The sequence below is a fragment of the Aerococcus sp. 150760013-2 genome (genome assembly GCF_053627715.1).
The window spans coordinates 33274-54455 of record NZ_JBSEYI010000004.1; the positions used below are offsets into that span (position 1 = coordinate 33274).

21 protein-coding genes and 2 riboswitches are annotated in these 21182 nt (G+C 39.5%); of the genes, 6 read left to right on the forward strand and 15 right to left on the reverse strand.

What is annotated here, in order from left to right:
• Positions 1-30: 30 nt before the first annotated feature.
• The 3 genes from thiD to ACUW85_RS02900 are packed head-to-tail and all read right to left on the reverse strand — an operon-like array spanning position 31 to position 2321.
• Entirely contained in the window at positions 31-855 is an 825-nt protein-coding gene (thiD, locus tag ACUW85_RS02890; RefSeq protein WP_182023144.1) for a bifunctional hydroxymethylpyrimidine kinase/phosphomethylpyrimidine kinase, read from the reverse strand.
• Positions 856-1482, reverse strand: a complete 627-nt coding sequence (gene thiE, locus ACUW85_RS02895; protein ID WP_182023145.1) for a thiamine phosphate synthase — start codon at positions 1480-1482, stop codon at positions 856-858.
• Complete coding sequence (locus ACUW85_RS02900) at positions 1482-2321, reverse strand: hydroxyethylthiazole kinase (RefSeq protein ID WP_182023146.1); 840 nt, start codon at positions 2319-2321, stop codon at positions 1482-1484. The genes thiE and ACUW85_RS02900 overlap by 1 nt, the downstream gene beginning before the upstream one ends.
• 185 nt (positions 2322-2506) lie before the next feature.
• Positions 2507-2597: riboswitch (TPP riboswitch) on the reverse strand.
• Positions 2598-2831: 234 nt separating this feature from the next.
• Between ACUW85_RS02900 and ACUW85_RS02905 the strand changes: the two genes are divergently transcribed.
• Both ACUW85_RS02905 and ACUW85_RS02910 read left to right on the forward strand, forming a co-directional pair.
• Positions 2832-3329: a GNAT family N-acetyltransferase gene (locus ACUW85_RS02905; RefSeq protein WP_149256289.1), complete on the forward strand. Its 498-nt coding sequence runs from the start codon at positions 2832-2834 to the stop codon at positions 3327-3329.
• Positions 3330-3403: 74 nt separating this feature from the next.
• A complete protein-coding gene (locus ACUW85_RS02910) occupies positions 3404-3691 on the forward strand; it encodes a YkvA family protein (RefSeq protein ID WP_259345353.1) in 288 nt (95 codons plus the stop codon).
• Positions 3692-3974: 283 nt separating this feature from the next.
• Here the strand turns inward: ACUW85_RS02910 and ACUW85_RS02915 are convergent, their stop codons facing one another.
• A complete protein-coding gene (locus ACUW85_RS02915) occupies positions 3975-4544 on the reverse strand; it encodes an NADPH-dependent F420 reductase (protein ID WP_048725590.1) in 570 nt (189 codons plus the stop codon).
• Between the two features lie 157 nt (positions 4545-4701).
• Positions 4702-5055, reverse strand: a complete 354-nt coding sequence (locus tag ACUW85_RS02920; protein WP_048725587.1) for a winged helix-turn-helix transcriptional regulator — start codon at positions 5053-5055, stop codon at positions 4702-4704.
• A 229-nt stretch (positions 5056-5284) separates the two neighbouring features.
• Here ACUW85_RS02920 and ACUW85_RS02925 point away from each other — a divergent pair, with 229 nt between their 5' ends.
• Positions 5285-6646, forward strand: coding sequence for a DNA/RNA non-specific endonuclease (locus ACUW85_RS02925; RefSeq protein ID WP_182023147.1), 1362 nt, complete (start codon positions 5285-5287; stop codon positions 6644-6646).
• A 111-nt stretch (positions 6647-6757) separates the two neighbouring features.
• Complete coding sequence (locus ACUW85_RS02930) at positions 6758-7279, forward strand: alpha/beta hydrolase (RefSeq protein ID WP_259345354.1); 522 nt, start codon at positions 6758-6760, stop codon at positions 7277-7279.
• Positions 7280-7401: 122 nt separating this feature from the next.
• Here the strand turns inward: ACUW85_RS02930 and ACUW85_RS02935 are convergent, their stop codons facing one another.
• Positions 7402-7986, reverse strand: a complete 585-nt coding sequence (locus ACUW85_RS02935; RefSeq protein ID WP_182023148.1) for a TetR/AcrR family transcriptional regulator — start codon at positions 7984-7986, stop codon at positions 7402-7404.
• A gap of 179 nt (positions 7987-8165) precedes the next feature.
• Here ACUW85_RS02935 and ACUW85_RS02940 point away from each other — a divergent pair, with 179 nt between their 5' ends.
• Both ACUW85_RS02940 and ACUW85_RS02945 read left to right on the forward strand, forming a co-directional pair.
• Entirely contained in the window at positions 8166-8867 is a 702-nt protein-coding gene (locus ACUW85_RS02940; protein ID WP_048725582.1) for an ABC transporter ATP-binding protein, read from the forward strand.
• A 13-nt stretch (positions 8868-8880) separates the two neighbouring features.
• Positions 8881-12834, forward strand: coding sequence for an FtsX-like permease family protein (locus ACUW85_RS02945; protein WP_182023149.1), 3954 nt, complete (start codon positions 8881-8883; stop codon positions 12832-12834).
• A gap of 158 nt (positions 12835-12992) precedes the next feature.
• On the opposite strand, the gene ACUW85_RS02950 is transcribed toward ACUW85_RS02945, so the two are convergent.
• From ACUW85_RS02950 to ACUW85_RS02990, 9 genes are all read right to left on the reverse strand, one after another.
• Entirely contained in the window at positions 12993-13835 is an 843-nt protein-coding gene (locus ACUW85_RS02950; RefSeq protein WP_082148198.1) for a glycosyltransferase family 8 protein, read from the reverse strand.
• 137 nt (positions 13836-13972) lie between these two features.
• Complete coding sequence (locus tag ACUW85_RS02955) at positions 13973-15352, reverse strand: M24 family metallopeptidase (RefSeq protein WP_048725573.1); 1380 nt, start codon at positions 15350-15352, stop codon at positions 13973-13975.
• Positions 15353-15497: 145 nt separating this feature from the next.
• Entirely contained in the window at positions 15498-15971 is a 474-nt protein-coding gene (gene ribH, locus ACUW85_RS02960; RefSeq protein WP_048725568.1) for a 6,7-dimethyl-8-ribityllumazine synthase, read from the reverse strand.
• 18 nt (positions 15972-15989) lie between these two features.
• Complete coding sequence (locus ACUW85_RS02965) at positions 15990-17186, reverse strand: bifunctional 3,4-dihydroxy-2-butanone-4-phosphate synthase/GTP cyclohydrolase II (protein WP_182023150.1); 1197 nt, start codon at positions 17184-17186, stop codon at positions 15990-15992.
• Positions 17187-17789 (reverse strand): riboflavin synthase, encoded by a 603-nt coding sequence (locus ACUW85_RS02970; protein WP_182023151.1) that lies wholly within the window; start codon positions 17787-17789, stop codon positions 17187-17189.
• Complete coding sequence (gene ribD / locus ACUW85_RS02975) at positions 17790-18884, reverse strand: bifunctional diaminohydroxyphosphoribosylaminopyrimidine deaminase/5-amino-6-(5-phosphoribosylamino)uracil reductase RibD (protein ID WP_182023152.1); 1095 nt, start codon at positions 18882-18884, stop codon at positions 17790-17792.
• Positions 18885-19004: 120 nt separating this feature from the next.
• Positions 19005-19126, reverse strand: a riboswitch (FMN riboswitch).
• Positions 19127-19220: 94 nt separating this feature from the next.
• The gene (locus tag ACUW85_RS02980; protein WP_048725555.1) at positions 19221-19859 is read right to left on the reverse strand and encodes an endonuclease III domain-containing protein; all 639 of its coding nucleotides are present in this window, start codon (positions 19857-19859) and stop codon (positions 19221-19223) included.
• An 84-nt stretch (positions 19860-19943) separates the two neighbouring features.
• Positions 19944-20471 (reverse strand): methylated-DNA--[protein]-cysteine S-methyltransferase, encoded by a 528-nt coding sequence (locus ACUW85_RS02985; protein WP_149358577.1) that lies wholly within the window; start codon positions 20469-20471, stop codon positions 19944-19946.
• A gap of 99 nt (positions 20472-20570) precedes the next feature.
• Positions 20571-20954, reverse strand: a complete 384-nt coding sequence (locus ACUW85_RS02990) for a tautomerase family protein (RefSeq protein ID WP_048725549.1) — start codon at positions 20952-20954, stop codon at positions 20571-20573.
• Positions 20955-21182: the final 228 nt, after the last annotated feature.

Here is a 21182-nt window from a genome sequence, read left to right on the forward strand (position 1 = left end):
TTCCCTAGTCTAGGTCCTTTTTGCTATGTTTTACTCACTTTCAACAACTATATCATCTGACAAATCCGCCCAGTGGTTGGTTGGTCCGTGTCCATGGCCGACGTCGATTCCGTCTGCGATAGCACCCTGGATAAACTGCTTGCCGATAATGATGGCGTCCTTCAAGTCAGTTCCTTTAGCCAATTCGGCTGCAATTGCGGCAGACAAGGTATCCCCTGTCCCGTGTGTGTTTTCTGTATTGACCCGTGGACTAGACAGCCATAATTGTTCCCGGTTTTCAAAGAGAACTAAGTCTCTGGCCCGTTCTGCTTTTGAATGGCCCCCTTTGACAATCACGTTTTTAGCCCCATATCCTTGTATCTTCAATCCCGCCGCCAACATATCCGTTTCTGATTCAATGGTCATATCAGCGATGATTTCTGCTTCAGGAATATTTGGTGTGACTAAGGTCGCAAGAGGGAGTAATTTGTTTTGAATGGCGTCGACGGCGTCTTGGTCCAACAATTGATGGCCACCCTTAGCCACCATGACTGGGTCAACGATTAAAGGTCCAAAGTCTACCTCTTTCAGATTTTTAACCACATTCTCTACATAAGCACCGTTAAATAACATGCCTGTTTTGACAGCGCCAATTCTGAAGTCCGCTTTCAATGAGGCAAATTGTGCATCGATAAAGTCCAAGGGTACTGGTAAGGCCGATTGGACGCCTAAAGTATTCTGCGCAGTCAAGGCGACCACAATCGACATACCAAAGGCTTTGCGAGCTTGGAAAGTTTTCAAGTCGGCTTGAATCCCTGCGCCCCCACCTGAGTCAGACCCAGCGATTGTCACTACTTGTGGTGTTGAATTTACCATTTAGTCCACCTCCAAAATATCTGCTACTTTAGCTTTTAAATCTCTTACGCGTTGTGTCACCGAATCTGCCAACATAATTTCAGAAACTACTGAAATCCCCGCAATCCCACTACCGGCTAATGTTTTGATATTATCCAATTGAATGCCGCCAATTGCGACAACTGGGATAGCTACTTGGCTGCTGATCGTCTGTAAAGTTTCTACTGTTACTAGGCTGGAATCCTTGGTAGTTGTTGGGAAGATGGCCCCGACACCCAAATAGTCCGCCCCTTGTTGGTAGGCTTCTTCTGCCCGCGCTAGGGTTTTGGTTGAGACCCCTAAAATCTTGTCTGGTCCGATGAGTTTCCGAACCACGTCAACCGGCAATTCGTCGTCGCCAATATGGACACCCGCTGCGTCCATCGCTAGCGCTAAATCCACCCGGTCGTTGATGATCAAGGGTACATCGTATCGGTCGGTGATGGCTTTCAATTTTTGGGCTAAGGCGTAAGCATCGCGGCTGGTTGCCGTTTTGTCCCGGAATTGAACCAAAGTAACCCCCGCCTTGACTGCGTCTTCAACCACTTGTAAAAAGGTGTCTTCTTGGTAATCAAAACCTGCTGTGACTAGATATAAACTGTAATCCATTATAGTTGACCTCCCTTGATACCTGTTACCCATTCATCGTCTTCTAACAATAGAGACAGGTTATTCAATGTTGCTTGTCTAAAATCGGCTAGACCATGTGTTGTTGCGTCCGCTTTTTCACCACATAAATTGAAGTAAGATACCGCTAAAATGACAGCTTCTAGGGCTGGTTGACCAGCTCCTAATAAGGCTGTAATCAAGGCGCCGACAATGTCTCCAGTCCCAGTAAAGCGACCAAGATTCTCTACCCCATTCTTCAAGTAGTAAATGCCTGACGCATCAGCGACCACGTCTACTGGTCCTGTTGCTAATAGAGTTATACCGACATGCTCTGACACCCATTCTTGCATGGCTTGGCCCAATTCCACTAAGGCCGCCTCACTTTGGTCATCGGCCCCTGCGTCAACACCTCGTCCAGTTGAGCCTAAACCACAGAAAGCCCGCATTTCAGACAAGTTGCCTTTGATGACATCTGGTGTGAATGCGCTGATTTCTTGGGCTAAGTCGTTACGCAAGGGACTGGCTGAAACCCCCACTAAATCCAGAACGAAAGGCGTGTCTGTTTCGTCAGCTGTTCTAGCAGCCAATAAAATGTTGCGGATTTTTTCAGGCGATAAACTCCCAATATTGATCAAGGCCCCATCGTTTTGATTGAAGAAATCTTCCATCTCAGCTGCCTGGTCTGCCATGACTGGTGCCGCCCCCACATATAATAAGGCGTTGGCCACCGATTCCACCGTCACGGTATTGGTTAAGCACTGGATTAGCGGGCTTTTGGCTAATGGGAAGGGGTTGTCGTAAGTTGGTAAAGCTTTCAATGTATACAAATCGATTGTCATCTTTTAAATCCTTTCAATATCGCATCTTTTAAATCAATATGGTGAAGTATCATTGGTGTTCAATTATCTAGACACCTTTTGGAAAACAAAAAAAGCCCCCTTTCCTGTCAGTATTCGACAAAAGGGGGGAAATAGTGTCCAAATGAATGATAGCAAGGCAAAAAACCAAACGAATCATATTTTTGACAATATTTACTACATTTTCCTTCGCCAGTATTAACTGTATCAGGTTCCATGGGTATATTCTCAGCTGTCACAGCACCCCAAACGTCTCTATGAATTAACTCTATTCAAACAATCTTTTAAAGGAATGTCAACCCTTTCAATTTGAGGTACTTTTGAACGATAGTTAAAAAAGTAAAGCCTTAGGTCTTATGCTTTACCTACCATAACCATAGATGGCATATCGTCCTTCTAATGAATGCTCTTGTTTACGCACTATTGTAAGCATGTGATTGATATAGGTATAATAGTGAGTATTCGACACAAATTTATTGGAGGTCTAAAAGTATGAAAAATTTTAAAAATTACACTCAAGTCGACACGGAAGTTCTTAGAGAAATATGGAACGATATTTTGGTGGACGGTGTCGCCTTCCCAGGTTTAGACCTCTATTCAAGTGCCGCATTTGAGAATAAACTGGCTGCTTATAATCAAGTTGACGTCTTGTTGGTGGATGATCAGATTGCTGGCTACTACCTGATTAAAGCAAATAACGAAGGTCGGGCAAGTCACATAGCCAACGGGACTTACGCAGTGAATAAAGCCTTCCGGGGTCAAGGTTTGATCAATGACTTGGTAGCAAAATCCATTGAAACGGCTAAAATGCACGGTTTTAGAGGGATTCAATTTAACGCGGTTGTGGCCGAAAACAAGGCTGCTATCCATACTTACGAGAAATTTGGCTTTGAAATTGTGGGAACTATTCCAGGCGGTTTCCAAGTGAAAGACGGTCGTTATGTAGACATGCACATCATGTATCTAGACCTAACGAAGACAAATCTCTAAATTAGGTCTTAGGACGGATACATCAAATCCCTTTTCCATTTAATATATAGACATGAGAAAGGATGATGTACGCAATGAAACAAACATCAAAAATGACCTTGGGCAAGTTCGCCAAAGCCTTATTTAATAAGGAAACACCTACCTACATCAAGGCGATTACTGGATTAGCACTCGCTTATACCGTCTTACCAGCTGATGTCTTACCAGATATCTTCGGTCCCTTGGGATTTGTGGATGACGCAGCTGTAATTGGTGTCTTGACGACGATTGCCATGTCCTTATTAGATAATTACAATGAAAAACAATCTACGCAAACAGCCAATACACACACCGACTTTGATCCAAATAAAGTGATCAACTAGATTAAAATACCTACCCCTAAAAGCCGTGAAACCCACTACCCCGGGTGTTACGGCTTATTTTTTGTGGATGTGGCAAAATAAAAACCACCAACAAGCTAGTATTAACTGAGTCGTTGGTGGTTGTGTTAAATCTATAATATTTTTATAACTAATTCCAGTCTAAATATCGGCTTGAAAAGTCAAACTCTTCCAATGCTTCCCAAAATACGCCAATTACTTGACAGTAATTGTTCGACTTTTGGTCCAGCCCATCGAGTCTAAACGACTTTTCTCACCACTCGCCTTATTTAACTACTGCAAATCCTGCTGTCCACGCGATTTCTTCGCGGGCTGCTAATGTGATTTGTAGGAAGCCGATTGCTTCTAATTCACGAGCACGTGATAATTCACCTGCGTCTACAAAGTTCAAGCCACTACCTTCTAATGCATCTTTGAAGGTTGCTTTAGCGTCTGCTTCACCAGCTGCTAAAACTGTTGTCGTATTGTCGCCAACTTGTTTAGAAGCTAATGTAGTCCCAAAGTTTGTGTTGAAAGCTTTGATAACTTTCGCACCACTTACTTTTGCTTGGATTTCTTGGGCTGCTGAGGAGTCAGCTGGCACAACTAAACCATCGAAAGTGTCGAAATTTACTGGGTTAGTGATATCAACGATGATTTTGCCTGCTAATTCGTCAACGTAGTTAGAGATGATGCCATCTACTGCTGCGTAAGGCACTGCCAATACAACAATGTCGCCTAATGCTTGTTTACCGTCTTGAGAACCGATGTAAGCGACGTCGTTTCCTGCTTCTTGGAATAAGCCACCGATTGCTGAACCCATGTTACCTTTACCGAATACTGTAATATTTGCCATGTTTATATACCTCTTTCATTTGTAAGTTTATTGGTTACTTGTTGATAGGTATATTTAACCATGAAAATCCACTTACTAAAAGTAGGCACTTTTTCCTTAGCTACTTACTTATTGGTAAGTAATGACAGATACCAAGGCATTGCCAGCAAAAAAGTTTTTAATTTTTTTCTGTATTTTCAATTCCAGGCAGGTTACCGTTCAAATAATCGTTCCCCCAGGCACGCATCACTTCAATAATAGGTCTTAAAGTATCCCCCAATTCACTCAAGGAATACTCCACTCTCGGCGGCACTTCTGCATAGACGGTCCGCTGGATAATCCCGTCTGACTCCAACTTGCGCAGGTTTTCCGTCAAGACTTTCTGACTGATTCCTTCAATAGACCGGTGCAGTTCATTGAAACGGTAAGTTCCCTTTAATAATTCTCGAATAATTAAAACCTTCCATTTATTCCCAATTAAATCGACCGTTGTCGCTACTGGACATACCGGTAATTCTTCTTTCGCTAACATGATTTCACCTCAATCGACTTTCTATTACAAGTATCATACCAGAAATTTGCCTGATGATTATTGTAAAAAGACTACAGACATTGATTTTGTAAACTCTTGACGAGAAATAATTTTATCTATTTTACATTTTGTAAATAAAAGAACGATAATCATTGCAGTTTAGAATGACGGCCGATATAATGTTAGGCAATATGGGAAAGAATAGATACTTTTGGGAGAAATATAAATAATGAAGAAAAAGAATATTAACTGGTTACGTTTGTTGGCTTACTTGGCTTTACTGATAATATTTATCTTGTTATCACCATTCATTTTAGTTGTTGCGCCTATTCTGGCCTTGTTTTTCTACAAGATTAAGCCAAATAATCAATGGTTGAGAAACAGCTTGATTGCCTCAGCAGCTGCATTAATCGGTACGATTGTCATCTTTTCAATAGACACAGGTGAAACCGAAGCCGATCAAACTGACCTTCAACCACAAGAACAAGTCATAACCTCAGATCAAGCTTCTGATAAGGATTCCGATGAGGCTTCTGAATCAGCGGCCGAAGAAGCGGCTGCTAAGTCCGCTAAAGATGCGTCACAAAAATCCTCCAAGGAATCTTATGACAAAAAATTAGCCGCTGAATCAAGTGCACGCCAAGCCTCTTCTATGAAACGTGCTGAATCAGAGTCTAAAGAAAAGGCAGCAACTGAATCTAAAGCAAAAGCCGAAAGTGAAATTGCCAGCCAAGCAAGCGCTGAATTCACAAAAGTACGTACAGTACCAGTTGGGCAAACTTATATAGAAATTAACGATAATATCCCTTACTTTACAAATGCGGATATTACATCGACTGAAGCCTACGAATCATATGGTGAACTGGATAGTTTAGGTCGGGTAACCGCCGCAAACGCTGTCCTCGGAGTCGAACTGATGCCTACTACAGAACGTGGTGATATTTCAGATATCAAACCCACTGGCTGGCAACAAGCTAAGTATGCCAACGTTTCAGGTGGTTGGTTGTATAACCGATCTCATTTGATTGGCCACCAACTAACTGGTGAAGATGCCAATGCCCGCAACTTGATGACTGGGACTAGATGGTTTAATACTGAAGGGATGTTGCCATTTGAAAACTTTGTGGCTAACTATATTGAGCAAACAGAAAACCATGTCCGCTACCGCATTACACCAGCATTCGAAGGGGATAACCTACTGGCATCCGGTGTTTACATGGAAGGTTTCTCTATTGAAGATAACGGGGCGACTATCCAATTCAATATCTATGTACCAAACATCCAACCAGACGTTGAAATCAACTATGCAGACGGCTCATCAGTAGGACCTGAAGGCCCAACACAAGATGAATCATTACCAAACTTAAACCAATCTTCAACCGTTTCTGAAACTGCCCCTGCAGCCGAAAGTGCACCCGCTACCACAGCGCCCGCTTCCGGCGGTGATGTCAGTTCGGTTGATGCCAATGGCAACGGTCAGGTAACCATTAAAGAAGCCAAAGCAGCAGGATTTTCAATGCCTATTTATTCAGACCATTGGTTGTATCCATATATGGACGACCGTGACGGCGATGGTATGGTTGGTGAGTAATCCGCCCTACAAGTTGTATATACGCGAAAAAAGACGAAATGCGCTTCAAGAAAAGTGCATTTCGTCTTTTATTATTGTAATGATTAAGCTTAGTCTTCGCTGTCTGAATGGATGACTGCAAATAGCGAAGAATACTACATTGATTTAGACAATTTATTTTTATTGGGCGATTCTGCAGGTGGTCAACTCACTCAACAGTACGCTACAATTGCTTCAAATCCTAATTATCAAAATTTATTTGACTTTCAAGTACCTAACATCCAATTTAACGCTGTTGGTTTAAATTGTGGTGCCTATTACATCGGCAATAATATCGGTTCCGCTGATGATTTTCCTTATTACCTCGATGGAAAAATGACTGATCAACTCAAAGCTCAGCTACCCGTTGAACAATACATCACTACCAACTTTCCCCCTGCTTTTGTCATGACATCAAGCCATGATTTCCTAAAAGAAACTGCTATCCAATTTGGCCAATTTTTAATTTCTAAAGGGAATGAAGTCTACTTTAAAATCTATAGAAACACTGATGGTTCTGAACTAAACCATGTATTTCACATTGATCAAAAATCCGGTGTTGCAAAATACTGTAACCTAGATCAAATTGGTTTCTTTAGAAAACATATGTGTTAGAAAAATGATATAAAGTTAGTAATCATGTTCATCATGGTTTACTGGCTTTATTTTTTTATATCATCGAAAAAGGATAGATATCCATTAAAAATGACGATCAGTACTTTATCCTGTATATTTTTCTACATTAGCAGTTCATATGGCGGCAATAGTTTTGCTTTGGTAATCATGTGCGCAATTTCTTCCGGTGACTCTTTTCCATCTTTTTTAATCCACAACGTCATAATCCCCACAATAGATGATAGTAAGATTTCAATCGCATAGTCTTCAGGCAGGTCTAGTTTCTCAAACTTTACGCGATTAGACTGCTTTACCTTTATATCAATCAGCTGTCCAATAATAGACTTTAAGGTTTGCATGAAATTGGGATCCCCACCTGGGCTTGCAATAGCTTTTACAAAGTCAAATTCACCTTTAACATAGACTAAGGCTTCTAAAATTTCATCATATGGAATCAATTCTAAAGATTCCTTGGCTTCTTTATGATCCGAATCCTTTAAAATAATCGCCTCTAAGTCAAACATCACTTCTTCTTCTAACTTATTCATTAAGTCATACTTGTCTACATAATGTAGATAAAAGGTTCCGCGATTAATGTCACATCTTCTGGCGATATCACTCACAGTCATCGCCTCAAATCCCTTTTCATGTACTAAATCAATAAAGGCTGCTTTAATTTTTTCTTTTGTTTCCATCTTACGGCTCATTGATTATCCTACTTTCTTTGAATAGATTAATTGACAAATTTTGTTATAAAATCAACACTTTTTTGTATTTTGTTTATTGAATCTCTTGCACAATCATTATATACTCTCTAAGTGAATAAATCAACACGTTGTTCATTTACTTGGGCAATCATTTTATATTTATAAGGAAGGAAATGAAAATGAGTTACATAGAGGTTATTAATAGTTCTAAACATTATAAAATGGGTGAGAATGTCATCACCGCGAATAATGATGTGAATTTTTCAATTGAAAAAGGTGAATTAGCCATTATTTTAGGGTCATCCGGTGCCGGAAAATCTACCATGCTAAATATTCTTGGAGGCATGGATTCGAATGATGAAGGACAAGTCATCATTGATGGCAATGACATTGCTACTTATAACAAAAAGCAATTAACCAAATACCGCCGAGAGGATGTAGGCTTCGTATTTCAATTTTATAATTTAGTGCCTAACTTGACTTCTAAGGAGAATGTAGAGTTGGCTTCTGAAATAGTTAAAGATGCGAGTGATCCTATCGAGGTATTAGAGGGTGTAGGTTTAGGTGAGAGGATCGACAACTTCCCTGCACAATTATCCGGTGGTGAACAACAACGCGTTTCTATTGCTAGAGCGGTTGCTAAAAAACCAAAAATCTTATTATGTGACGAGCCAACAGGTGCTTTAGACTTTGAAACAGGTAAACAAGTCTTACAAATCTTACAAGATATGAGTCGCAAGAATGGTGCTACTGTAGTTATCGTGACACATAATGCAGCCATTGCACCTATTGCTGATAGAGTTATTCACATGCGTAATGCTACAGTGGAATCCATTGAAGTGAATGATTCACCTGAAAATATCTCAGATATCGAATGGTAGGTGACAAATAAACATGAAAAAGAAAATGTTATGGAAGGATATTCGAAAATCAATTACTAAATCAAAAGGTAGATTTTTCTCTATCATGGGGTTAATGTTGATAGGTTCTTTTGCCTTAATTGGTTTAAAAGTGACTGGACCAGATATGCGAACAACTGGTGAACATTATTTTGATGATTTAAACGTCTCAGATATTACTGTAATTGGTTCAATGGGTATTGATGATGATGATGTTGACATCTTGGATAAAACCTCGGGCTTGGCAGATATTGAATATGGCTATTTAAAAGATGTCACAATTGATGATAGCCATACGGCTATTCGCGTATTCTCAATGGGAGAAGATATCTCTGATTATGAATTAGTGGAAGGTCAATTACCTAAAGCAAGTAATGAAATAGCGATAGATGCAAGCTTTGATGATCAATATCAAGTAGGTGATAAAATTGACCTGTCAGAACAGGCAGATGCCTCTGGTGATACTGTACTAAAAGAAGACACCTATGAAATTGTCGGTTTTGTTTATTCTGGTGAGATTTTATCCAATCTAAACCAAGGTGCTTCTACAGCCGGAACTGGCGCCTTAAAAGGTTACGCGATTGTTCCTGAATCTGCGTTTGATTCAGATGTCTACATGCTGGCTCGATTAAGATTCGATGATTTAATCAATATCGATCCTTATTCAGATACTTACACTGAAAGACTTCAAGTTCACAAAGATGATTTAGATGATGCCTTAGCAAACCAACCAGAAAATCGTCTTGAAACAATTAAAAATGATTATCAATCGGAAATTGATGATGGCCAAAAACAAATTGATGATGCCAAGAAGAAATTGGCAGATGGACAAGCACAACTAGATGATGCCAAACAACAATTAATTGATGGTCAAGCTGAAATTGAAGATGCACAAAATCAATTAGACACTAAAGTAGCTGACGCCACTACACAAATTAATGATGGTGCCAATCAAATTGCGAATGCCCATACTACAATTGATGATAGTCAAGCACAATTAGATGCTGCTAAAACGCAGTTAGCTAATGGGCAAGCTACATTGGACGAAAAGTGGCACCAACTCCAAGATGGTAAAGCTAAATTAAACCAAGCAAAGAAACAGTTAAATGATAGTCAAAATCAGTTAACTACCGCAAGAAGCCAATTAGACCAAGGTCAAACGGCGATTGCTAATGGTTATAGTCAATTAGCTGAAAAGAAAGCCCAAATAAATAGCGCTGAGGCAAAAATCGCCGAAGCAAACGCAACACTTGAAAGCAAACAAGCTGAGTATGATAACAAATACAGTGAATATACTCAAAACTTAAATGCTTTTGAGGAAAAACAAGCTGACTACGAAGCAAAAGCCAGTCAAGTAGAAGGCGCACAAAATCAACTTGATCAAAACAATCAAGAATTGGCAAATGGAAAAGCAAATTATGAAAAGGGTATCCAAGCTTTAACAGAACAAATCACTAGCCTACAAAATAAATTAGATGCAGGTGATTTAAATGAAGCTGATACTGCTGATTTACAAGCACAAATTGCTGACCTACAAGAAGAATTAGATGCTAGCCAAAGTGAATATGAATCCTTCATGAATTCAACATACACTCCTGGAATGGCAAAAATAGAGGCTAGTCAAGCTGAGTTAGACCAACAAAAATCAGCATTAGAAAGTGCTAAAAGTCAACTAGATGCTGGCCAAGAACAATTAAACAGTGCTAAAGCACAATTAGATACTGCTAACAAACAATTAAGTGATGGTAATGCTGCATTATCTAGCAATCAAGCCAAAATTGATGATGGTAAAGCTCAAATTGAAGCAGCAACTGCTAGCTTAAGCGAGAATGAAGCCCTCTTACAAGAAAAAGAAGCGGCATACCAAGATGGCTTATCCAAATACAATGCCGGTATCCAATCTTATAATGACGGTTTAAATACTTACTATGAGGGTCTAGCACAATGGACTGCTGGTGTAGAGACATTAGATAAGAAATCAGCGGAATACCAAGCGAATGTAGATAAGTTAGCCGCAGCAAAAGCGGAATTAGCTGATAAAGAAGCGGAATTAGCCCAAGCAGAAGACCAATTAGCAACTGAATCTGCGGATGCTGAAGCCCAAATTGCAGATGCCAAAGAAAGTCTTGCGGAGGGTCAGGCAGAATACGAAGATAAAGCCGCTGAATTCGCTAAAACCAAAGCGGATGCTGAAGATGAGATAGCAGACAAAGAAGATGAACTAGCCGAAGCACAAGAAATGGTGGATAATTTATCCCTACCAACTTATTCCGTAAATAGTCGTCGGGAGATTCCAGGTAGCGATGGGTATAAAATCTATAGTACCATTTCAAATATTGTAGATTCCCTAGCAAATATCTTCCCAATCTTCTTATACTTCGTTGCTGCACTAGTTACCTTTACTACCATGACACGCTTTGTAGACGAAGAACGGACTAAATCAGGTACCTTGAAAGCCCTAGGTTATGATGACCAAGACGTTATTAAGAAATTTACTTTCTACGGTTTAACCGCCAGCTTATCTGGTACTATTTTAGGGATTATCTTAGGACACACCCTACTCCCTTATATTGTTTACAATGCTTATAGTGCAAGCTATACCTTGCCAGCCATTGAATTACACTTCCACTGGGCAATTTCCTTGGTTGCCATTCTTTTAGCCTTATTAGCAGCTGTTTTACCAGCCTACTTAGTAGCGAAGAGAGAATTACAAGAACAACCTGCGCAACTGCTTTTACCAAAAGCACCTAGCGCTGGATCTAAGATTTTATTAGAACGGATTACACCAATTTGGAACCGGATGTCCTTCACCCACAAAGTAACAGCAAGAAACATCTTCCGTTATAAACAACGGATGCTAATGACAATCTTTGGTGTTGCCGGTGCTACTGCCTTATTATTCTCAGGGCTTAGCGTACAAACATCTATTGGCGAAATTAACCAACGTCAATTTGGTGAATTAATCCATTACGATATGATTGTAGCGGAAAATGATTATGTCTCTGATCAACAAAATGGTGAGATTAAGGATACTTTATCTTCTCAAGACATTGATCAATTCGGTGAAGTAGAATATCAAGAGCTAACAACTGTCGGTGGAAAACAAAACGATACACAAGATATTACTTTAATTTCCCCAGAAAATATAGATGAATTTTCAGACTATATTCAATTAACTGAACGTGGTTCTGATGAAACGCTAAACTTACCAGATGATGGCGTAGTCATTTCTGAACGACTAGCCAGCCTATTAGATGCTGAAGTGGGTGATACAATTACACTTCAAGATACGAACGGTAAAGACCGTGAAATGAAAGTATCAGGAATTACAGAAATGTATATTGGTCACTTTGTCTTCGCTAGTCCACAAGTTTATGAAACAATTTACGGTGAGGATTACCAATCTAATGCTTATCTAGTCAACTTAAAAGATGATTCAATTAACAACACAGAAAATCAAGCTGCAAAATTCATTGAATTAGACGGTGTTGCCGGTGTAGTACAAAACACTACCCTAATGAATCAAATCGATACAATTGTTCATTCATTGGATAAAATCATGACTGTTCTAATTGTTGTTGCTGGTTTACTAGGTATCGTTATCCTATATAACCTAACGAATATTAATGTTTCTGAACGGATGCGTGAATTATCTACTATCAAAGTACTTGGTTTCTTTGATAATGAAGTTACCTTATATATTTACCGTGAAACAATCGTTTTAACTGCCCTAGGTATACTAGTAGGTTTCGGTATTGGTGAAATGCTCCATCAATATATTATTCGAATCGTTCCACCTGCTGATGTAATGTTTAACCCTGCACTAGCAGCGACAAGCTTTATTGTTCCAGCTGTTATTATCGGATCAATTACAGCCGTTCTAGCCTATATCATTTATAAACGCCTACAACACGTCGATATGCTAGAAGCATTAAAATCAGTCGATTAATTGGATTATTTATCCTATAAAAAAAGAATCCCCAGAAGTACGCAGACATACGCTTACTTCTGGGGATTTTTTATTGGATACCAAAGTGTATAAGCCTGATTTGACGATAATAAATAAGAATTTAACCACCATAGGTAATGAAAATTACTTATTTTAAATTACTTAATCACCGATTCGATACGCTTCAATTGGTTTTGATAGTTAAGGTAAAGACTGGTAAACCGATTGTCATGTTTATCGTCCCATGGTTTTGGTCCGCCACAGAAATGAAGGATAGAGGTATTGGCCATAACCCAGTGAATATCGTGTTGGGTAAGACTTTTGGTAAAATAGCGCATATATTTACGGGTATCATAATTCCAAATTTCTTCGGGTATTTCCTTCGTATATTTACCATACAAATGGTTTAGAATATCTTGGTCAGGTAAGAAGAGTAACAGATTATATTTTTCAATCATTCGCGCAATATCTGACCATTTGACAATTTCTCTAGCTTTATCTAAATCAATCACCATCACACCAGAATTATAGTATGCATGGTCAACGTCAAGTCGCATTTGGTTTACTCGAGTAGAAACGTCCGTCAACCCAACATGTGTAGCGGCTGCTAGCATATGACCTTCTAAATCTGTTTGCCACAGCTCTAATAAAGGGTTAACCACCAAAATATCTGGATCTAAATAAATCACACGTTTCATTTCTTTAGGTAATATTTCACCCGCAAGCAAGCGGAAGTACATCTCTTTTGGGTACCTATCTTCAGTTTTAGCGCTATTCCATCGACTGCCATCAATTTCAATCGCTTCAAAACCAAACTGTAAATAATCCGTTAACTTCTGCAATTCGCGAATAGTTTGCATTGCAATTGATTCATGAATCAGCCAAATACGGATGGCTTGGCCTGGATTATTTTGGCGAATCGATGTTAATGCCACTTTTAAGGGATTTAAATAGCCTTCATCGATGGTAAATAATAATTCAATCTGTTCGTCCAAGAGCATAACCCTCCAATTTATTTATAATATTATACATATATTAACATCTTTATGGCAATTCAGTATGGATAGTCCGTCATTATTCACTTAAAAAATAGACAAAAATCCCTCAAGTTTGGCAACCAATCTTGAGGGGAATTTTTTTATCCAAAGTAGATAGCAGTTTTTTTGTCTAATAAGAATGGTCTATAGTAGGCAAAAGTACTCGCTAATGGTAATAAATGTTCTGGTAACGCTAAACCTAATGCTTCTTTTAGATAATCCTTCCGCTTAGAGATTCTTGACCAAAGTTCTGGTTGTTTAATCTTAATCTCTTCACGTAGTGCCGCGTCAGCAACCGCAATCGTCGATTCAGCTGAAACACCATTATGGTTCGCTTGTGAAGGTATAAAGTCTAGTTGGAAGATGTAGCCACTTTGAATTGTTGCATCAGAGTCTTTATAAAATGGTGAGCTTAGCCATTCTTCGTCAGCTACTAAATGCCCCGGGCACAAGTTCCAGCCATAAGTAGCTTGCGGATAAAACTCACTGAACGCTTGGTAGAAGTCGCCACCCTTTTTCCCGATAGTTAAATTATCTAACCACCATTTATAAGCTTGGAAATAGGGGTAAACGACTTCTTCTAAGTATCCTGGATCACGTTCAGCGAGCTGACTTTCATCTTTCACTGCATAGCCAGAACGGCTAGACAAGCCACCTTTATAGGCTACAGTTAATGCAACTTTATCGCCATCATTTAACGTGTTATCAGTTGGATAAATATTAGCGTCTTTAAAACGATCACCGAAGGCTGCAATGGTCACAACAGAAGGATATTGACCATCGCGATTTAAGTGATTACCTGCTTCTAACTCACTTTGGTCAACGGCTAGCTGGTTCATTGCTTCAAGGACAGCATCAGATGCAAGGGAAGCTCCGTATTCATAACGAGCGATTTCCTCTGCGTTGTTTGTTACACGAGCACCTTCTTTTGGATGCATGTATAGTTGGGTTGCATTCACTACCTTGTCAGAACCGAAAACTTCTTGTATACCATCCACAATAAATGCTGGTATTGAATGATGGTTGTGGAAGTTAGTCATATCATTAGATAAAAGCTTCCAGTCTACTAATCCAATTCGTTTAGAATCATCTACTTTAATATCTTTTAAATAGTCAGCGAAAGTTTTAGTGAAATCCATAGGTTGGTTTGGTAAAGAAAAGAATGGACAAAGAACGCCTTCGCTTTGTGTACGTGCCATACTAGTCTTATTGAAATTCTCATTACCTAAAATCAATGTCGACGTCCCGTCTTGGTTTATTACTTGGATAGCTTCCTCAAATCGTGGAATAAAGCCAGTTAAATATTCAAAATTACTACCGTGTTCCTTGTCTGCGTAAATCATCAATGATGAGAAGTCATATTTTCGCATTAACTGAAGGACTTTCTCCTTGCGTTGAGCGAAGGTAGCGTCACTTAAAATGATAGGTTTTCCAGAATTATCCTTGGTTGGCGCTAATGTTTGTTTAAATTGAATCGTCATATGAAGTCTCCTTAAGCTTTTTACGCAAATCATCAGAAAGATATGATAATTGAATGCGCTTTATTGTTCCAACATCCATCTTACCATGATTTAAAATTAAAGCTAGTCTTGTACTGTTAGAGATATTTTCATATGGATTGATGACCTATTGTTGTTTAATTTCCTTGAATAAATTAATCATTTCAATAGCATTCGTTGCATAAGTAAACCCAAGGTTACCAGCTTTAGTACCAGAGCGTTCAATAGCTTGTTCGATGTTTTCAACGGTTAAGACACCAAAAATGACCGGTAATTTATGGGTTAAACCTACTTGAGATACCCCGCTTGATGTTTGATTAACTACCACATCAAAGTGACTTGTAGCCCCTCTAATCACAGCACCCAGTGTAATGATTGCATCATATTTACCTGTTTCAGCCATCGTTGCGGCTGTAAGCGGGATTTCATAGGCCCCCGGCACCCAAGCAACGTCGATATTTTCTGTCAAAACGCCTGAACGCGTAAGGCCATCTTCACAACCACTTAGTAAGCTTTTAGTTAAAAAATCATTGAATCGTGCAATGACAATCCCAATTTTAACATCTTCTCCGTTGTACAATTTTCCTTGAATAATATTCATGCTATTTTCCTCCATATTTTATAAGTCTAATAAATGACCCATTTTTACTTTTTTAGTGATTAAGTAGTTTTCATCATCCGGATTAGCAGCCATTTCAATACTCACACGGTTGGCTACTTGGATACCAGATGCTTCTAATTGTGCGATTTTATCTGGGTTGTTGGTCATCAGGTCAATGGATGTCACACCCAGTTCCTCCAACATTTGCGCAGCCGTATGGTATTCCCTTAAATCATCTGGGAATCCTAGGGCATGGTTGGCTTCTACAGTATCCAGTCCTTCTTCTTGTAACTGGTAGGCTTTTATTTTATTGATTAAGCCAATACCGCGACCTTCCTGTCTTAAATACAAGAGAACGCCTTGGCCAGCTTCATTGATTTTCCGCAGGGCTTCATGTAATTGCTCTCCGCAGTCACACCGGTTTGATCCCAATACATCTCCCGTTAAACATTCAGAATGCAAACGCGTTAGGATCTGTCCCTTACCTGAAACATCCCCTTTTACCAAAGCTACATGTTCTTGATTATCTACATCGTTGATAAAAGTATGGATAGTAAATTCACCAAATTTTGTCGGCATTTTAGCTTGTGATACATGGTGGGTATGACGCTCAGTTTTTAACCGGTAGTCTTGTAAGCCTTTAATGGTGATGACTGGCATCTGCCATTTCTCTGCTTGCTCAAGCAATTCGGCTTGGCGCATCATTGTACCGTCTTCGCGCATAATTTCTACACAAACACCCACTGGATTCAGTCCAGCTAATTTCATCAAATCAACCGTTGCTTCTGTATGACCATTTCGCTCCAAGACACCATTTTCTTTCGCCACCAATGGGAAAACGTGGCCCGGACGGTTAAAGTCGCTGGGTTGGCTAGCCGGATTTGCTGCTTCACGCATGGTTAACCCACGTTCAACTGCGGATACACCTGTACTTGTCTCTTTATGATCAATGGATACCGTAAATGCGGTTGTATGTGGGTCTGTATTATCATTCACCATTGGCGATAAATTCAACCGACTAGCTACTGCTTGACTCATTGGCTGGCAAATTAGCCCTTTAGCATGAGTCGCCATAAAATTAATATTAGCTGTTGTTGCAAACTCAGCTGCACAAATCAAGTCTCCTTCATTTTCTCTATTCTCATCATCCAAAACCATGATAATTTGACCCGCTTGTAAAGCTGTTAATGCGTCTTCGATTGTTGAAAAATCCATCTATACCCGCTCCTTCACTGTAAATTGCTCAATATACTTGCCGACAATATCATTTTCTAAATTCACTATAGTTCCTACTTGATAGGTTGAAAAAATTGTTTGTTCACTCGTGTGAGGAATGATTGATACTTTAAATGTATCTCCTTCAACGCCAGCAACCGTTAAACTTGTGCCATCAATAGCAATAGACCCCTTCATGATGATATAGCGCATTAATGGTTTACTTGTTTGAATCGTGTACCAATTAGCGATACCATCCGCCTCAATTGCGGTGATTTTACCAATACCATCAATATGGCCACTTACAATATGACCACCAAATCTTGCATTTGCCTTCATCGCCCGTTCCAGATTCACGCGGCTATTGTTAGCAATTCCTTCTAAAGACGTTTTCGCAATCGTTTCTGGCATCACTTCAACTTGAAAATTCGTATCAGTGTAATTCGTCACGGTAAGACAAATACCGTTCACACTAATAGAGTCCCCTAGATTGACATCGGATACTATTTTTCTTGATGCAATGGTTAAAAGAAGTCCTGCATCATTGTTGATAGCCTCGATACTTTTAATGTGGCCAATATCTTCGATAATTCCTGTAAACATTTAATCCACCCTACTTTCTATCAAAATGTCTTTACCTAATGGTGTGATTGCCTGAACATTACTTGTAAGTGCTTGGTCCATCTGCGGAAAACCAAAACCACTGATAGGACTATACTGGTCAAAACCACCAATGACTTTGGGTCCAATATACGTGTGGATTTCCTGGATTAAACCAGCTTCAAGTAGCGAAGCATTTAGTTTTGGTCCACCTTCAACATAAATACTTTGAATACCTTGTTGACCTAGATGTGTGATTAAATCCACTAAATCTACCTTGTCATTCTTCGCATTCACAACCAATAGCTGACAGCCAGCTGCTTGATAGGCTTGGTGATCTTGTAGATTCTGATTAGTTGTCGCAATAATTGTGGGCGTTTCCTTCGCTGTCGCCACTAATTGGCTGGTTAAGGGGAGCTTCAAGTTAGTATCACAAACAATACGGATAGGATTAATCCCCTCAAAGTCTTCAATTCGAACTGTTAACGATGGGTCATCAGCAAGTACAGTCCCTATGCCAACCATAATGGCTTGGTTACTGTGGCGTTGGTAATGCACATGCTCTCGTGCAATTTTGTCCGTTATCCACTGGGAATCCCCAGTATAGGCGGCCGTTCGACCATCTAGGGTCATGGCATATTTCATGGTGACATAGGGGCGTTGATGAGTCATAAAGTAATTGAATTTACGGTTAAGGTCTTCACTTTCTTCAGCCAAAAGACCCGTTTCTACTTCAATATGGTAGTTTCTTAATTCCTGGATGCCTTTTCCAGCAACTAATGGATTCGGATCAATTGCAGCAACTACCACTTTTTCAATACCCGCTTCGATAATAGCTTGCGTACAAGGCGGCGTTTTACCAAAATGACAGCAGGGTTCAAGGGTTACGTACATAGTTGCCCCTTTTACATCATGCCCTTGTTCGCTGGCATCCTTTAAGGCTTCTCTTTCCGCATGCAAACCACCATACTGCTGATGATAGCCTCGACCGATGATTTGGCTATTTTTTTCGATAACTGCACCAACCATAGGATTAGACCTTGTCCACCCCTGTCCTAATTTGGCTAGGTCAAGTGCTTCTTGCATATAGTCTTTCATTCACTCATCCTTTCTCTAAACAACAAATAATCCAGTCAGAGTGACGAAAAAAAGCCCTAGAAATAAGATTCCTAGGGCACACAAATAAACTATAGACTTATAGTATTCGTTTATTTTAATTCTACTCTTCTTCCATCCAGACTCTACTGTCGGTCTCGGAATTACACCGAGTCAACCCCTAATTAAAGGGGGTCGCGGACTTTACCGCCGGTCGGGAATTACACCCTGCCCTGAAGATTTTATTTGAATGTTTATGGTGATATCATACGGTATTAAAAAGAAAATGTAAACCCAAATGTATTTTTTAAATTAAAAATATATACTATAGAGTATTTATCATGGGTGATTGGATAAAAAATTTCCCTTCACTTGGCCATTTTTACCCAAGTATAGTTTGCCAAACTCATCAATTAAGCCATGGAATTCCTGGGCTTCTTCATAAGTGAAGTCATCCGGTAGGTTAATCTCTTGGTAAAGGCTTTGATAGGTTGTGTACGAATTGCCTGTCAACCAACTGAATAACCGCCTAGCGTAGGCATCAGCGATAAACGCTGGTTGGTCAAATATAAAAACGCGAAATACGTCAGCTGTTTCAAACCCTACCCCCTGTAATTTCAAGATTTCACTTCGCAACTGTTTTCCGTATTCATACTCCATGGCTTGATAATCCCATTTGTGGTTATCAAACCATTGGAAACTGGCTTGAATTGCTCGCGCCTTGTTGCGGTAGAATCCACTTGGTCGAATCAACGTTTCTAATTCTTCCAGTTGGAGTTTTAAAATTTCTTCTGGCAAAAAGTCAGTAGCTGCGTTCAAGTTATTTAGGGACTTTTCAACGTTACGCCAGTTGGTATTTTGAACAAGGATAGCCCCCAAGATAATTTCTACCTTAGATTCAGCAGGCCACCATCCTTGTGGCCCCATTTCTTTCAGTAAAGTATCATATAATTTTCTAATAGCTAATTTATCCATCATCTCACCCTAAATTATTTTGCCGTTATGTGGTATTTTTCTTTGCATCTTCATGTAAAAATTAATGGGTTCCTATGAGCGTCACACCTATACTTGGTGGTTATCTAGCTTGGATTGGTCAAAGCCTTCTAAAGCCAGCAAGGCAATTTTGCGGTCGATACCACCTGCATAACCAGTTAATGCACCGTTAGTGGCTACAACCCGGTGACATGGAATTAGAATCGAAATGGGATTGTGGCCAACAGCACCGCCAGCTGCACGAGCTGAGCCTCTTTTCCCAAGAGTGTTTAAAGCAACTTTATCAGCTAATTCCTTATAGCTAGTCGTTTGGCCGTAAGGGACATTAATCAGTGCGTTCAGGATTTGCTTACGGTAAGACGTTACTTCTGGGGCCAAAATGTTTGGGTCAAGAGTTGGGTTCTCACCAGCAAAATAAGCGTCTAACCAATTTTTGACTTGCTTTGTCACTGGCGTTTCTCCTTCTATCATAGTCTGTAAATCGTATTTACCACCAAAGTATCTTTGATCACTAAACCACAATCCTTTAATCGCATGTTCATCATTCACGATAGTCATTTGACCAAGTGGTGAGGTGTAAGATGATTTGTAATACATGGTAATCCCTCCTGGGTTAAGATAACAGATACCCTAGCTATCTCAAAAAAAGATGGGGATAGCTAGGGTATGGCTATTATATACTTGTAGTAATGCTACTTATTCTGCGTACTGTGCAATACCATTACCAAAGGACCAGTTCTCTTTATTTACTTCTACTAAGTTGATAAAGACATCTTCTTTGCGAATATCTAATTGGCTATTTAATTTATCAGCAACTGTCTTGTATAAAGCTTTTTTCACCTCAGTTGTACGCCCTTCATTCATCGTGATTTGAATGATCACGATACCATCTGTACGGTCAATACCTAGGTAGTTGGTAGAAAATATCAGTTCTTCAGCTTTTAAATCATTAACAACCACAAACTTATCCTCTTCAGGAATGCCAACTGTTTCAAGCATAGATTCGTAAACTAACTCACCTAGTTGTGATTTAAATTCTGCAGTCCTACCTTCTAAAAGATCGATTCTAACTAATGGCATGTAGCACACTCCTTATCTTTTTGCATAATATTATTATATATGAAAATTTAATTAAATTGCTAGTTTCACCCTACAACAATTTTTTAGAAGTACCGTACTATACATTGATTGATATATGTAAAGGAATATCTTTTTATAGAGACTGGTTGATTTCTAGCATAAAAAAAACCGATAACGCCTTTAAAGTCATCGGTTTTCTTGGTTTAACTATTGTTTGTACTTTTGATG